Annotated in this window: 10 protein-coding genes and 1 pseudogene; 7 read left to right on the top strand and 4 right to left on the bottom strand. The window is 60.8% G+C overall.

Annotation, left to right across the window (positions count from 1 at the left end; translation table 11 throughout):
- Together RAC79_RS18940 and parE are read right to left on the bottom strand one after the other, a co-directional pair.
- Nucleotides 1–590: pseudogene (locus RAC79_RS18940) on the bottom strand (hypothetical protein); the annotation flags it as partial.
- A 162-nt stretch (nucleotides 591–752) separates the two neighbouring features.
- Complete coding sequence (gene parE / locus RAC79_RS18935) at nucleotides 753–2,855, bottom strand: DNA topoisomerase IV subunit B (RefSeq protein ID WP_142846356.1); 2,103 nt, start codon at nucleotides 2,853–2,855, stop codon at nucleotides 753–755.
- Nucleotides 2,856–3,081: 226 nt separating this feature from the next.
- Here parE and RAC79_RS18930 point away from each other — a divergent pair, with 226 nt between their 5' ends.
- The 4 genes from RAC79_RS18930 to RAC79_RS18915 all read left to right on the top strand — a co-directional run bounded on the left by RAC79_RS18930 (nucleotide 3,082) and on the right by RAC79_RS18915 (nucleotide 7,308).
- A complete protein-coding gene (locus RAC79_RS18930) occupies nucleotides 3,082–3,963 on the top strand; it encodes an alpha/beta fold hydrolase (protein WP_065654990.1) in 882 nt (293 codons plus the stop codon).
- 212 nt (nucleotides 3,964–4,175) lie between these two features.
- Nucleotides 4,176–4,946: a triose-phosphate isomerase gene (tpiA, locus tag RAC79_RS18925; RefSeq protein ID WP_080856395.1), complete on the top strand. Its 771-nt coding sequence runs from the start codon at nucleotides 4,176–4,178 to the stop codon at nucleotides 4,944–4,946.
- Between the two features lie 116 nt (nucleotides 4,947–5,062).
- Complete coding sequence (secG, locus tag RAC79_RS18920) at nucleotides 5,063–5,518, top strand: preprotein translocase subunit SecG (RefSeq protein WP_003524802.1); 456 nt, start codon at nucleotides 5,063–5,065, stop codon at nucleotides 5,516–5,518.
- A 161-nt stretch (nucleotides 5,519–5,679) separates the two neighbouring features.
- On the top strand, nucleotides 5,680–7,308 hold the full coding sequence (locus RAC79_RS18915; RefSeq protein WP_059760448.1) for a CTP synthase: 1,629 nt from the start codon (nucleotides 5,680–5,682) through the stop codon (nucleotides 7,306–7,308).
- Nucleotides 7,309–7,622: 314 nt separating this feature from the next.
- Here RAC79_RS18915 and fumC read toward each other — a convergent pair whose 3' ends face one another.
- Nucleotides 7,623–9,014, bottom strand: coding sequence for a class II fumarate hydratase (gene fumC / locus RAC79_RS18910; RefSeq protein WP_080857020.1), 1,392 nt, complete (start codon nucleotides 9,012–9,014; stop codon nucleotides 7,623–7,625).
- A gap of 500 nt (nucleotides 9,015–9,514) precedes the next feature.
- Between fumC and RAC79_RS18905 the strand changes: the two genes are divergently transcribed.
- Complete coding sequence (locus RAC79_RS18905; protein WP_161988002.1) at nucleotides 9,515–11,374, top strand: murein L,D-transpeptidase; 1,860 nt, start codon at nucleotides 9,515–9,517, stop codon at nucleotides 11,372–11,374.
- 312 nt (nucleotides 11,375–11,686) lie between these two features.
- Here RAC79_RS18905 and RAC79_RS18900 read toward each other — a convergent pair whose 3' ends face one another.
- A complete protein-coding gene (locus tag RAC79_RS18900) occupies nucleotides 11,687–12,388 on the bottom strand; it encodes a phosphoglycolate phosphatase (RefSeq protein WP_065654994.1) in 702 nt (233 codons plus the stop codon).
- A 190-nt stretch (nucleotides 12,389–12,578) separates the two neighbouring features.
- Between RAC79_RS18900 and rpiA the strand changes: the two genes are divergently transcribed.
- Nucleotides 12,579–13,274: a ribose-5-phosphate isomerase RpiA gene (gene rpiA / locus RAC79_RS18895; RefSeq protein ID WP_174036025.1), complete on the top strand. Its 696-nt coding sequence runs from the start codon at nucleotides 12,579–12,581 to the stop codon at nucleotides 13,272–13,274.
- Nucleotides 13,275–13,290: 16 nt separating this feature from the next.
- Complete coding sequence (locus tag RAC79_RS18890; protein WP_003524811.1) at nucleotides 13,291–13,860, top strand: DUF2059 domain-containing protein; 570 nt, start codon at nucleotides 13,291–13,293, stop codon at nucleotides 13,858–13,860.
- Nucleotides 13,861–13,947: the final 87 nt, after the last annotated feature.

The following is a 13,947-nucleotide window of genomic DNA, read 5'->3' as shown; positions in this document are numbered from 1 at the left end:
CTCATATCCTGAAGAGAGTGGTAGCCTTCCATGATATGGAAGGTGTCTAGGATGGCGTAGAGCTCCTCGTCGGTGTCGAGGTTGAGATGCTTGCGCCAGAGTGCACGGACCGCTCCCATCTCGCTTTTCTCGGTTTTTCCGACCGCAAGCTTATCGGTGTCCAGAGCCTTGTCGGCTGTCCTAAGAAGTTTGGACAAGGGATCGTCGTCTCGCACCCGGTCAGTCGTCACGAGCGTGAACGTCGAGTTCGGCGGCGCCTTCTCAACCGCTTCTTTCAGGCGTTGCAAAATCGAAAACGCCGTTGCGCCGATGAACTCCGGATTGACCAAATCTTCGTAGCCGAACCGACCCGCCTGATTGACGTGGAACTTCACCTGGTGGTGGGCAGTCTCCACCCTAAATGAACGGCGTCCAGCTTGGCCCGGGCTGTACCGCACGACGACATCATCGAAGCCCTTTGGGCCATCGGTCTCGTACGAGACCTCGATGACATGCGGGGTCTCCGGATTGCGAAGGCCTGAAGCATGTATCCAGAAGAACCGAGCCTGATAGTCGTGCCCGTCCCAATTTGCAATCACTGCGTCTGCCATACTCGAACACCGCGCCTGTTTAGTTGATTCCTGTTTTGTTCCCTAAGGAATTTTCCGGACACCTTTCAGCACCCGGAAACAGTAGAATGTGGTTTGGCCAGTTTTAGCTTCCAAAATGGCCAGATCTAACGCCTTTTGGTCAATACTTAGATCGGTTTCCCATCAGATATCCAGATTATCAGCGAATGCCGCCCGTTCCTGAATGAAACGGAAGCGGGCATCGGCCTTGGTGCCCATCAGGTTGTCGACGGCCTCGCGGGTGCCTTCGAAATCCACGTCGTCGATCTCGACGCGCAGCAGGGTGCGCTTTTCGGGATCCATGGTGGTTTCCTTCAGCTGCTGGGCCATCATCTCGCCGAGGCCTTTGAAGCGGCCGATTTCGACCTTCTTGCCCTTGAAGACGGTTTCCATCAGCTCGGCGCGGTGGGCGTCGTCGCGGGCATAGGCGCTCTTGGCGCCCTGGCGAATGACGTAGAGTGGCGGCACTGCCAGATAGAGGTGATTGCCGCGAATGAGTTCCGGCATTTCCTGATAGAAGAAGGTGATGAGCAGCGAGGCGATATGGGCACCGTCGACGTCGGCATCGGTCATGATGATGATGCGCTCATAACGCAGGTCCTCTTCGCGGTACTTGGTGCGCGTGCCGCAGCCGAGCGCCTGGATGAGATCGGCGATCTGCTGGTTGGCGGAGAGTTTTTCGCGGCTGGCGCTGCCGACGTTCAGGATTTTGCCGCGCAGCGGCAGGATGGCCTGGTTGGCGCGGTTGCGCGCCTGCTTGGCCGAGCCGCCGGCCGAGTCGCCCTCGACGATGAAAAGCTCAGCCCCTTCTGCGGTGTTCTGGGCGCAATCCGCCAGCTTGCCGGGCAGGCGCAGCTTGCGCACGGCGGTCTTGCGGTTGACTTCCTTTTCCTTGCGGCGGCGCAGGCGCTCTTCGGCGCGCTCGATCACCCAGTCGAGCAGCTTCGCCGCTTCGCCCGGATTGCCGGCGAGATAATGGTCGAAGGGATCGCGCAGCGCGTTTTCGACGATGCGCTGGGCCTCGACGGTTGCGAGCTTGTCCTTGGTCTGGCCGACGAATTCCGGCTCGCGGATGAAGACGGAGAGCATGCCGGCGGCGGAGATCATCACGTCATCGGTGGTGATGTCCTTGGCGCGCTTGTTCTGCGTCAGGTCCGCATAATTCTTCAGGCCCTTGGTGAGCGCGATGCGCAGGCCGGCCTCATGCGTGCCGCCTTCGGGCGTCGGAATGGTGTTGCAATAGGAATGAATCTGCGTATCGCCGCCATACCAGGTGACGGCCCATTCCAGCGCGCCGTGGCCGCCGGTCTTTTCCGTGCGGCCGGAGAAAATCTCGCGGGTGACGGTGAATTCCTTGCCGAGCGTGGCGGCAAGATAATCCTTCAGGCCGCCTGGGAAATGGAACACGGCCTTTTCGGGGATTTCACCGCCGGCCGGCACCATGCCGGGATCACAGCTCCAGCGGATTTCAACGCCGCCGAAGAGATAGGCCTTGGACCGGGCCATGCGGAAGATGCGGGCCGGTTCGAATTTCGCGTGGTCGCCGAAGATCTGCGGATCAGGATGGAAACGCACGCGGGTACCGCGGCGATTGTGCACGTCGCCCAGCTCTTCCAGCGGACCGATCGGCAGGCCGCGCGAGAAACGCTGGCGGTAAAGCTTGCGGTTACGGGCCACTTCCACTTCGAGAAGATCGGACAGCGCATTGACCACGGAAACACCGACGCCGTGCAGGCCGCCCGATGTCTCATAGGCCTTGCCATCGAACTTGCCGCCGGCATGCAGCTTGGTCATGATGACTTCGAGCGTCGATTTGCCTGGCACCTGCGGGTGGTTTTCCACCGGAATGCCGCGGCCATTGTCGGTGACCGTCAGGAAACCTTCGGCGTCGAGGTGAACCTCGATGAAATTGGCGTGGCCGGCGACGGCCTCGTCCATGGAGTTGTCGATGACTTCGGCAAAGAGATGGTGCAGCGCCTTCTCATCGGTGCCGCCAATATACATGCCGGGACGCATGCGCACCGGCTCCAGCCCTTCGAGCACGCGGATCGAGGACGCGCCGTAGTCGTCACCGGATGGTGATGCGGGGGCGGGCGGCGTGACGGCCGCAACGGCTGCGGGTTTCGGCTGCACATTCGCGTTGGCGGCCGCGGTCACCGGCGTCTTTGCGGCGTCCTCGTTCGTTTCCGTATCGCTGTTTCGTGCTGCCGGAAGACCGGAGAAGAGATCGTTGCTGTCGTCCATCATGTCCAAAGTTCAAAAGCGTGTGTCAGAATTTCGCCATGCGAATCATTATGCCAATAGCGTCAATCATAACGCCAAACGCGGTTCCCGTCCGATTGAACCGGGGTTCGCCTGGGCGAGCGCTGCGCATCCTATGCCACGATTGTGTCAGGGTTTCGCAACAGGAGGATTGCGCTGCCGGCCTTGCGATGGCAAGTCTCGCAGCCACGAATGAACGGTTAGCCAAGGCATGTCCACAGCTCATTTCACGTTTTGTACTCTTTTCAGCCTGACTGTGGCGGCCATGCCCGTCGCAGCCTCTGCCGCCGAGGGCCCGCTGCGGCCGTTCAAGGATGAGCTGTTTTCCGCCCAGACGGTGCTTTCCACCGCCGATGGCGGCGCTTCAGAAGTCATCGACTATCAGGAGATGCGCGATATCAATGGCCGCGACGAGGTGCCGGAGCGGCGGGTGAAACGGCAATATGTCGATATGACGCCGAAGAAGGCGCAGGCGCTGGAAACAATGTCCGTCGAGGGCAGGGCGCTTGAGGTCGGCCGCGTCGGGCCGGCAAGCGGGCAGGCCTTCACGGTCATCTTCATTCATGGGCGCGGCGGCGACCGGCGGCTCGGCATGAACGACTATACGTTCGGCGGCAATTTCAACCGGCTGAAAAACCTCGCTGTGGCCAATGGCGGCACCTATTATGTGCCGAGCGTGCGCTCCTTCGATGAAAACGGCGTTGCCGATGTTGCGGCGCTGATTGCCGATGCGGCCAAAAAATCGGGCGGCAAGCCTGTCATTTTGGCCTGTGCCTCCATGGGCAGTTTCATCTGCTACGGTATCAGCCGTGACAAGGCTGCCGTCGCCAATCTCAAGGGCATGGCGATCCTCGGCGGTGCGGTCGATCCGGATTTTCCGAAAAGCGCCTTTGCCAGGGCGAAGAAGCCGGTCTGGTTCACCCATGGCAGCGCCGACAAGGTCTATTCGGCCGATCAGCAGGCGACGATCTTCCGTTCCTTGCTGAAGGCCGGCGAGCCGGCGCGGTTCACGCGGTATGAGAGTGGCAGCCACGGCACACCGGTGCGCATGACCGACTGGCGGGCGGTTTTGAACTGGATTTTGAGCCGCTGAGGCTCCGATTTGGGTCAGCAACGGCAAATTTTTAGAAATTGCCCGTCGTTTTGAACCTTCGGGCCGCTTTTTTGTACCATTTATTGCCCGGGCCGTTTAAAGGAATATCCCGGGATTTCCGGCAGTGTTTCTGTCGCGATTATGGGCCGTGATACGACTGAGGGAAGGGGCGCCGCCACAGGCGGCCTCAAGACAAAGGGAATGGGATACGCATGACGCCGAATGTTCGACCGCTTGTTGCCGGAAACTGGAAGATGAACGGCACCCGTGCCTCGCTCGATCAGATCAAGGCCATGGCAGAGGGCGTCAAGGGCCCACTGTCTGAAAAGGTGGATGCGCTGATCTGCCCGCCCTCGACATTGCTCTACGTGGCAACGGCGCTGTGCGATGACAGCCCGCTGATGATCGGCGCGCAGGATTGCCACCAGAACGCCTCCGGCGCGCACACCGGCGATATTTCCGCCGAGATGATCGCCGACTGCTTCGGCACCCATGTCATCGTCGGCCATTCCGAGCGCCGTACCGACCATGCAGAGACGGATCATCTGGTGCGCGCCAAGGCCGTGGCCGCCCATCAGGCCGATCTCATCGCCATCGTCTGCATTGGCGAGACCGCGGATGAGCGCAAGGCGGGCCAGACGCTCGACATCCTCAAGCGCCAGCTCGCCGGCTCCCTGCCGGATGAGGCGACGGCCGAAAATACCGTCATCGCCTATGAGCCCGTCTGGGCGATCGGCACGGGTCTGACACCCACCGTGGACGATGTGCGCGAGGCCCATGCCTTCATGCGCGACGAACTCGTCAAGCGCTTCGGCGACGCCGGCAAGACAATGCGCATCCTCTATGGCGGCTCGGTGAAGCCCGCCAATGCGCTGGAACTGATGGGCGTCGAGAACGTGGATGGCGCGCTGATCGGCGGCGCGAGCTTGAAAGCTTCAGACTTCCTGTCCATCTATGCGGCATACGAGCAACTGACGGCCTGAGACAGGTTTTCCTGTTACAGATGGCGGGAAAGGGGCTTGGAATAAGCCTTCGCCTCATGTAAAGAGCCGCGAAACCTTCTTTGTAGTGCTCCGCGCGGGGCATGGAATGGATTGTCATGCAGACCGTTTTGATTGTTATTCACCTCATGATCGTGCTGGCGCTTGTCGGCGTGGTCCTGATCCAGCGTTCCGAAGGCGGCGGCCTCGGTATCGGCGGCGGTTCGGGCTTCATGTCCGCGCGCGGAACGGCCAATGCGCTGACGCGCACCACGGCGATCCTTGCCGCGTTGTTCTTCGCGACCTCGCTCGGCCTCGGTCTCCTGACGCGCTATGAATCGCGCCCGACCGATATTCTGAACCGTATTCCGGCCACGCAGGGCCAGGGTAACGGCATTCTCGATACGCTCGGCCCGGCGACGACGCCGTCGACGCCCGCTCCGGCTGAAAATGGCGTTCCGACCAATGGTGCAGCCGCGCCGGCTCAGACGACCCCGGCTCCGGCCGCTTCCGGCACGGCCGCTCCGGCCCCGGCTCAGCCCGCCGATCCGAACGCAGTTCCGACCGGTCAATAAGCCCGGTTTTGATTTAACGCTCCGGCAGGCCAAAAGCCTGCCGGTTTTCTTTTGTTCGCATTCCGGCCTGTGACCCATCGCAAATTCGTCAACAGCGAATTTTCGAAAGCATGAAATTTGGGCTGGCGGAATCAGAGGTAAAAAGGTATCCGGTGAATCCCATGGCGCGATATGTATTCATCACAGGCGGCGTGGTCTCCTCTCTAGGCAAGGGCATCGCTGCGGCAGCACTCGGAGCTTTGTTGCAATCCCGTGGTTATCGGGTGCGGCTTCGTAAACTCGACCCCTATCTGAACGTCGATCCCGGCACCATGAGCCCGACACAGCACGGCGAAGTGTTCGTGACGGATGACGGTGCCGAGACGGATCTCGACCTTGGTCACTACGAGCGCTTCACGGGGCGTTCGGCAACCAAGACCGACAACATCACCACCGGTCGCATCTACAAGAACATCATCGACAAGGAACGGCGTGGCGACTATCTCGGCGCAACCGTTCAGGTCATTCCGCATGTCACCAACGAGATCAAGGATTTCGTGATCGAGGGCAATGACGATTACGACTTCGTCATCTGCGAGATCGGTGGCACGGTGGGTGACATCGAGGCGATGCCGTTCATGGAAGCGATCCGTCAGCTCGGCAACGACCTGCCGCGCGGCACGGCGATCTATCTTCACCTGACGCTGATGCCTTACATTCCGGCAGCTGGCGAATTGAAGACGAAGCCGACCCAGCATTCCGTCAAGGAACTGCAGGCACTCGGCATTCATCCCGACATCCTGCTGGTGCGCGCCGACCGGGAAATCCCGGAAGCCGAACGCCGCAAGCTTTCGCTGTTCTGCAACGTGCGTCCTTCCGCCGTCATCCAGGCGCTGGATGTGGCGAATATCTATGACGTTCCGATTGCCTACCACAAGGAAGGCCTCGATTCGGAAGTGCTGGCCGCTTTCGGAATCGAGCCGGCGCCGAAGCCGCGTCTGGAGCCCTGGGAAGAGGTCTGCAACCGCATTCGCACGCCGGAAGGCGAAGTGACGATTGCGATTGTTGGCAAATATACCGGCCTCAAGGATGCCTATAAGTCGCTCATCGAGGCGCTGCATCACGGTGGTTTTGCCAACCGCGTCAAGGTCAAGCTCGAGTGGATCGAGTCGGAAGTCTTCGAAAAGGAAGACCCGACGCCCTATCTCGAAAAGGTCAACGGCATTCTGGTGCCGGGCGGCTTCGGCGAGCGCGGTTCGGAAGGCAAGATCATGGCGGCGCAGTTCGCGCGTGAGCGCAACGTGCCCTATTTCGGCATCTGCTTCGGCATGCAGATGGCGGTCGTGGAAGCGGCCCGTCACCTTGCCGGCATCGAAAATGCCTCCTCCACCGAATTCGGTCCGACGTCCGAGCCGGTCGTCGGCCTGATGACCGAATGGGTCAAGGGCAACGAGCTGGAGAAGCGTTCCTCCAAGGGCGATCTCGGCGGCACCATGCGTCTCGGCGCCTACAAGGCGGCGCTGAAGAAAGACACCAAGATCGCCGAAATCTACGGCACCACGGATATTTCCGAGCGCCACCGTCACCGCTATGAGGTGAATGTGGATTACAAGGACCGGCTGGAAGAATGCGGCCTGGTCTTCTCGGGTATGTCTCCGGATGGTGTCCTGCCGGAAACGGTGGAATATCCCGATCACCCGTGGTTCATCGGCGTGCAATACCACCCGGAACTGAAGAGCCGCCCGCTCGACCCGCATCCGCTGTTCGCCAGCTTCATCGAAGCGGCGGTGGAGCAGAGCCGGCTGGTTTGACGGTTTGAAGGATTATGAGGAGGGTCGCGAAAGCGGCCCTTTTTTGTTTATGCGAATGGCTTTCTTCCGTCATGCCGGACTAGATCCGGCATCCAGCCACGGCGCGTCTGCGCCGTGAACGAGTCTAAAGCGATCAAGGACTTGATCGCGCTGGACCCCGGATCTAGTCCGGGGTGACGGAGTGTGGATGCGATAGCCGCGACAAACATGGCATTTCGAGATGGGGCGTCGATCATTTAAGTCCGACCCGCTAACTTCAAACAAAAAAAACGGGCCCGAAGGCCCGTTCCGCATTCCACCAAAATTCAACAGGCTTACTTCGGCCCGATCATGTTCTCCGGGCGCACATACTGGTCGAACTCCTCGTTGGTGAGGTATCCGCCGCCGACGGCCTCGTCGCGCAGGGTTGTGCCGTTCTTGTGCGCAGTCTTGGCGATCTTGGCGCAAATGTCGTAGCCGAGTTTGCTGTTGAGCGCCGTCACCAGCATCAGCGAGTTCTCGACGCCCTTTTTGATATTGTCTTCGCGGGCCTCGATACCGACGACGCAATTGTCGGTGAAGGAGACGGCCGCGTCGCCCAGAAGCTGGACCGACTGCAGGAAGTTGTAGGCCATCATCGGGTTATAGACGTTGAGCTCGAAATGGCCCTGCGAACCGGCAAACGACAGTGCCGCATTGTTGCCGAAGATGTGGGCGCACACCTGCGTCAGCGCTTCCGACTGGGTGGGGTTGACCTTGCCGGGCATGATCGACGAGCCGGGTTCGTTTTCCGGCAGCGACAATTCGCCGAGACCGGCGCGCGGCCCGGAGCCGAGGAAGCGGATGTCGTTGGCGATCTTGAAGAGTGCAGCCGCAGCCGCATTGATCGCGCCATGGGAGAAGACCATGGAATCGTGCGAGGCGAGCGCCTCGAACTTGTTCGGCGCGGTCACGAAGGGCAGGCCGGTGATCTTGGAGATTTCCTCGGCGACCTTTTCGGCAAAGCCGATGGGAGCGTTGAGGCCCGTGCCGACGGCCGTGCCGCCCTGGGCGAGCTTGGAGAGCGCGGGCAGGGTGGTTTCGATATTGGCGATGGCGGAGGCGACCTGCGCGGCATAACCGGAGAATTCCTGGCCGAGCGTCAGCGGCGTTGCATCCTGCGTGTGGGTGCGGCCGATTTTGATGATCTTTTCGAACTGCTTGACCTTGGCTTCCAGCGCCTTGTGCAGGTGCTTGAGGCTCGGCAGCAGGTGATGAACGATCTCTTCCACGCAGGCGATGTGCATCGCCGTCGGGTAGGTGTCGTTCGAGGACTGGCTCATATTGACGTGGTCATTGGGGTGGACGGGCTTCTTGGTGCCCATTTCGCCGCCGAGCATCTCGATTGCGCGGTTGGAAATCACCTCATTGGCGTTCATGTTGGACTGGGTGCCGGAGCCGGTCTGCCAGACGACGAGCGGGAAATGCTCGGTCAGCTTGCCGTCGATGACTTCCTGCGCGGCGGCGATGATGGCCTCGCCGACCTTGGGGTCGAGGCCTGCCAGCGCCATGTTGGCGCGGGCGGCTGCCTGCTTGACGATGCCCAGCGCACGAACGACAGAGGCGGGCTGCTTTTCCCAGCCGATCTTGAAGTTGCCGAGCGAGCGCTGCGCCTGCGCGCCCCAATAGCGATCGGCCTGAACTTCAATGGGTCCAAATGTATCGGTTTCCGTCCGTGTGGCTGTCATCAATCTTGCCTTTTTACTCGTTTTCCTCCGCCAAAACGGCGCCTTCGCCCGCCTTGCGCGGCCGATATATAGAATCATCGCGCCGGCAATGAAAGCGCTGCAATGCAGCGGAGGCAGATATTTCCCGCCGCGCAAAAGCGATTTCGCCTTAAGGCGCGGTGCAGGGTGAAAAAGGCGCCAGCGTGTCATTTTTACTACGACGCGAAATGGCCGGAAAACCGGGCTTTCCGGGGCGCCCGGAAGGTGTGGCGGGGCAGGGCAAAGTGAATGAAATAAATGGAAATTTAACCATTCTCGCCAATTCTGGAAATTACGTTTTTACGGCTTTGGCTGTATCATAAGGTTCATTTCGGCACGGTTGTGGGCCTTTTCACGTTTTCTTTTCAACGGGCCGTCGATCGGCTAGACAGGCATGAAACTGATGCCCGCTTTCGCTGGCGGTGCTGGGTGCTACGAGGATCAAATTGCAAGTCACATCTGGAAAAACATCGGCAGCACTGGTGCTGGCTCTCGGTCTTTCCGTTTCCACCGCTCTTCCCGGCAGCGCCGGTGCGGTAACGCTGATGGACCTCCTGCGCGGCGGCCCTGGCAAGATCGCGCGCGATCGCGGTGAGTTGCCGCCGGCCGGCATCGTCACCTCGCCCTCCGGATCGAGTGCCGGCCAAAGTGCCGATGCTTCCGATCCCGAGCCGCTGCCGCGTGTTTCCGGCCCGCGTTATTACGACTACAAGGCGGATACGGCCCGTGCGGTGAACACGGCGAATTTCGGTGAAGGCCTTGCCAATCTGAAATTCAGCGCCACCCCCGAGATCGCCAAGGCGCTGGAAACCTATTACGGCGCAGGCGGCAAGACGCTCTGGGTTTCGGAAGGCGAGCTGACCGCGCGCGCCAGTGCTGTCATCGCCTTTCTCGAGACGGTCGGAGAAAGCGGCCTCGATCCAGCCGATTACAGCATTTCGCCACCGGCAAAGGATGTGACGGCCAGCATCAGCAACACTTCCGGTGCGGCTGCGACCGATACGCCGGTGGAGACGGCCTCGGCGCCCGTGTCCGACGCCTATCAGCGGGCACAGATGCAGTTCGAACTGGCCCTTTCCGCCAAGGTTCTCGCCTATGTGCAGGATACGGCCCGTGGCCGTGTCGATCCGAACCGGCTCTCCGGCTATCACGATTTCAAGCGCAAGACGGTGAACCTCGCACCGGTGCTGAAGCTTGCGGGCCTGAGCCCCGATGTCGCCGCCTATCTGCGCAGCCGTGAACCGTCGAGCGCCGAATATCTGGCGCTGAAGGCGGAGCTTGCCCGCCTGCGCGGTGAGGGCGATGCGGCGCATGTCGTCCGCGTTCCCGCCGATCTGGTGCTGAAGCCCGGCAACAGCAGCGCTGATATGGCCAATGTCGTCAAGGCTATCGAACATCGCGCATCGCCCGCCTTCAAGGCGGAGCATGCGGCGATCATTTCTGGTTATCAGCAGACGCCGGATTATACGCCCGATCTCGTCGATCTGGTGAAGGCGTTCCAGAGCGAGAACGGTCTGAAGCCCGACGGCGTCATCGGCCGCGCCACCGTGCGCGCCATGGTCGGCGAAAGCAATGACGCGAAGATCGCCAAGGTGCAGGTGGCGATGGAGCAGGTGCGCTGGCTGCCGGCCGATCTCGGCCAGCGTTATGTCTTCATCAACCAGCCCGCTTTCATGGCCTATTATCACAATGATGGCGTGGAACAGTTCGGCATGAAGGTGGTCGTCGGCTCCAAGGCCAACCAGACCTATTTCTTCCAGGACGAAATTCAGACCGTGGAGTTCAACCCCTATTGGGGCGTGCCGCAGTCGATCATCGTCAACGAAATGCTGCCGAAGCTGCGCCGCGATCCGTCCTATCTCGACCGGCTGGGCTACGAAGTGCAGGTGGGCGGTCGTGCCGTTTCCTCCACCAGCGTCAACTGGTATGGCTCTACCAATGCCGTTTCCGTGCGCCAGCCGCCGAGCAGCGACAATGCGCTGGGCGACCTGAAAATCCTGTTCCCCAATGCGCATGCCATCTACATGCATGACACGCCTGCCAAGAGCTTTTTCAACCGCGACATGCGGGCGCTGAGCCACGGCTGTATCCGTCTGGTCGATCCGCGCCGCATGGCCGCCGCGGTTCTCGGCACCAGCGTCGACAAGGTCGGCGAGCAGATCGCATCCGGCAAGAACCGCGCCGTGCAGGTGCCGGAGAAGGTTCCGGTCTACGTGGCCTATTTCACCGCCTGGCCGGACAAGGACGGCAAGGTGCAGTTCTTCGACGATGTGTATGACCGCGACAGCTATGTGCAGAAGGCGTTCGCCGTGACGACGAAGGCGCGTGCCGCTTCGATCTGATCAGGATTGCATCAAGAGAAAAAGCGCCGGAGACGGCGCTTTTTTGTTTGAAGGAAAGGCCTGCCCAATTTGTTTGGTGCTGGAGTCCGCCTGCTACATTTGGCGTCAACGGCAACACCGTACTCCGTCACCCCGGACTTGATCCGGGGTCCAGCGCGATCAAGTCCTTGATCGCGAAAGAGTCTTCTCACGACGCAGACGCGTCGTGGCTGGATGCCGGATCTAGTCCGGCATGACGGAAGAGAGGTTGTTCAGCTCTCATTGACGTCGGAATCGCCGTTCCCTGGCGCTTTACTTGTCTGGTCCAGCCTCTCAGGCCGCCGCTGCACCCTTCGCAACCAGCTCTTCGAAGAGCGCCGGCGTCAGCGCAGTGAAATCGTCGATCACGACATCCGGTTCGAGTTCAACCATTGGCACATCCGAATAACCGAAAGTGACGCCAATCGACGGCACGGCGGCGTTCTTTGCCGCGAGAATGTCGTTGATGCTGTCGCCGACCATGATGGAGCGCTGGACGTCGCCGCCGGCCTTTTCGATGGTGCCGAGAATATGGCGGGCATCCGGCTTGCGGAATTCGAACGTATCGCCGCAGGTGATGGCGGCGAAATATCGCGTCAGCCCCAGTTTTTCGAGCAGCGGCACAGCGAGGATTTCGGTCTTGTTGGTGCAGACGGCAAGCGTGATGCCGGCTTCCGAGAGCGCATCCAGCGTGTTGACGATGCCGGGATAGGGGCGGCTTTCACCCGGCATTTCGGCGCGGTAATGGGTGATGAAGCGCTCATAGAGCGGCTCGATTTCGGCTTCCGGCAGTTCCCTCTCGCGAAGCGCGAAGGCGCGCTTGATCATGACCCGCGCGCCCTGGCCGACGAGGTGGGTCAGGTCGTCATAGGTGACGGGAGCAAGCCCGGCTGCGGCAATGGTGTGGTTGAGGCTCGAGACCAGATCGGCGGCGGTATCGACCAGCGTGCCGTCGAGATCGAAAATGGCGAGCGGGGAGAGCGGGCGGGATGTCACGGGAACTGGCCTCTCGGGAATGCGTGTAACTGATGTATCGGTGCTTTCATTCCCGCCAAGCCTAGGCAAACGGGCCTGTCTTTGCAACCGCGTCACAACGTTCTGTTCGTTGCCTTGAAAAAGGCTTTCGTTTGGCTTTCGACCCGTGTAAACAGCACGGCGACGACAAAGTTACCGGAGTTTCAGGCACATGGATGCCCGCCAGATGAAGATCAAGGCCGCCGAGGCCGCATTGTCCCACGTACAGGATGGGATGAGGCTCGGTATCGGCACGGGTTCGACGGCCGAGGAATTCGTCAGGCTTCTGGCCGAAAAGGTCGCCGCCGGTCTGAAAGTCGAGGGGGTGCCGACATCCGAGCGCACAGCGCGCCTGTGCGTCGAGCTTGGCGTGCCGCTGAAATCGCTGGATGAATTGCCGGAACTGGATTTGACCATCGACGGTGCGGATGAGGTCGATCATGCGCTGCGTCTCGTCAAGGGCGGCGGCGGCGCGCTGCTGCGCGAAAAGATCGTTGCGGCGGCATCCGCCCGCATGATCGTGATCGCCGACCAGAGCAAGGTGGTGGAGACGCTGGGCGCCTTTCCGCTGCCCATCGAAATCAACCCGTTCGGCCAGGTGGCGACGCGTATCGCCATCGAAAAACTGGCGTCGCGTTCCGGGCTTTCCGGCGCGCTGACGATGCGTTCGTCGGGCGACGGCGCCTTCATGACCGATGGCGGACACCTTATCCTCGACGCATCTTTTAGCCGTATTCCTGATGCAGAAGCGCTAGCACGCGAGCTGAACACGATTCCCGGTGTCGTCGAGCACGGACTTTTCATAAATTTGGCATCGCTTGCCATTATCGCGGGTCCTGAAGGCGCCCGCGTGATGCAGGCAGTATAACAGGAGCGAGATTTTCATGGTCAAACTAGCGGGACTGGGCAAAGCTGCCGCTGCTTCGATCCTCATTTCCGGCATCGTGTTCGGTACTGCCGCACGCGCTCAGGAAATTTCGGAAGCGCATATCGCTGCCGCACGGCAGGCGATCACCTCTCTTGGCGTTACCGACCGTTTCGACGACATTCTGCCGGGTCTGGCGGAGCGTCTGAAGGCCGAACTCATTCAGGCTTCGCCGAACGTTCAGGACGCGATCACCGAGACTGTTGACGCGAAGGCTCTTGAGCTTGCGCCGCGCCGCGCCGATCTGGAGCGCGAAGCAGCGCTCACCTATGCGCGCGCCTTCACCGTCGAAGAGCTGAACGCCATTTCCACCTTCTACAGCAGCGAAGCCGGCAAGAAGCTTCTGAAGGACGGCCCGATCGCCACGCGCGAACTGATGAAGGCCGCCGACATCTGGGCAGCCGGCATCAACCGCGACCTCAACGCTTCCAGCATGTCGGAACTGCAGAAGGTTGCCGGCGCCGATCTGAAGCCGCTTCCGGCCGATCAGAACGCCACGGGCGGTGCTCCGGCGGCTCCCAAGCCCTGATTGAATGAACAGACAGTTCAGAAATATTCAAAGCCCGGCCGCAAGACCGGGCTTTTCATTTGTGCGTCGCAGCACCTATATGTGCCG

Origin of the sequence: Agrobacterium sp. LR_9 (assembly GCF_041954855.1) — a bacterium.
Taxonomy (GTDB): Bacteria; Pseudomonadota; Alphaproteobacteria; order Rhizobiales; family Rhizobiaceae; genus Agrobacterium; species Agrobacterium leguminum.
The sequence above is the reverse complement of the archived record's forward strand: the minus strand, read 5'-3'. Positions and strand labels throughout refer to the sequence as shown.

Coding starts and splice junctions, on each gene's coding strand:
- RAC79_RS18915 (WP_059760448.1), top strand. CDS start 5,680: ATGGCGCGATATGTATTCATCACAGGCGGCGTGGTCTCCTCTCTAGGC.
- rpiA (WP_174036025.1), top strand. CDS start 12,579: ATGGATGCCCGCCAGATGAAGATCAAGGCCGCCGAGGCCGCATTGTCC.
- secG (WP_003524802.1), top strand. CDS start 5,063: ATGCAGACCGTTTTGATTGTTATTCACCTCATGATCGTGCTGGCGCTT.
- fumC (WP_080857020.1), bottom strand. CDS start 9,014: ATGACAGCCACACGGACGGAAACCGATACATTTGGACCCATTGAAGTT.
- RAC79_RS18930 (WP_065654990.1), top strand. CDS start 3,082: ATGTCCACAGCTCATTTCACGTTTTGTACTCTTTTCAGCCTGACTGTG.
- parE (WP_142846356.1), bottom strand. CDS start 2,855: ATGATGGACGACAGCAACGATCTCTTCTCCGGTCTTCCGGCAGCACGA.
- tpiA (WP_080856395.1), top strand. CDS start 4,176: ATGACGCCGAATGTTCGACCGCTTGTTGCCGGAAACTGGAAGATGAAC.
- RAC79_RS18890 (WP_003524811.1), top strand. CDS start 13,291: ATGGTCAAACTAGCGGGACTGGGCAAAGCTGCCGCTGCTTCGATCCTC.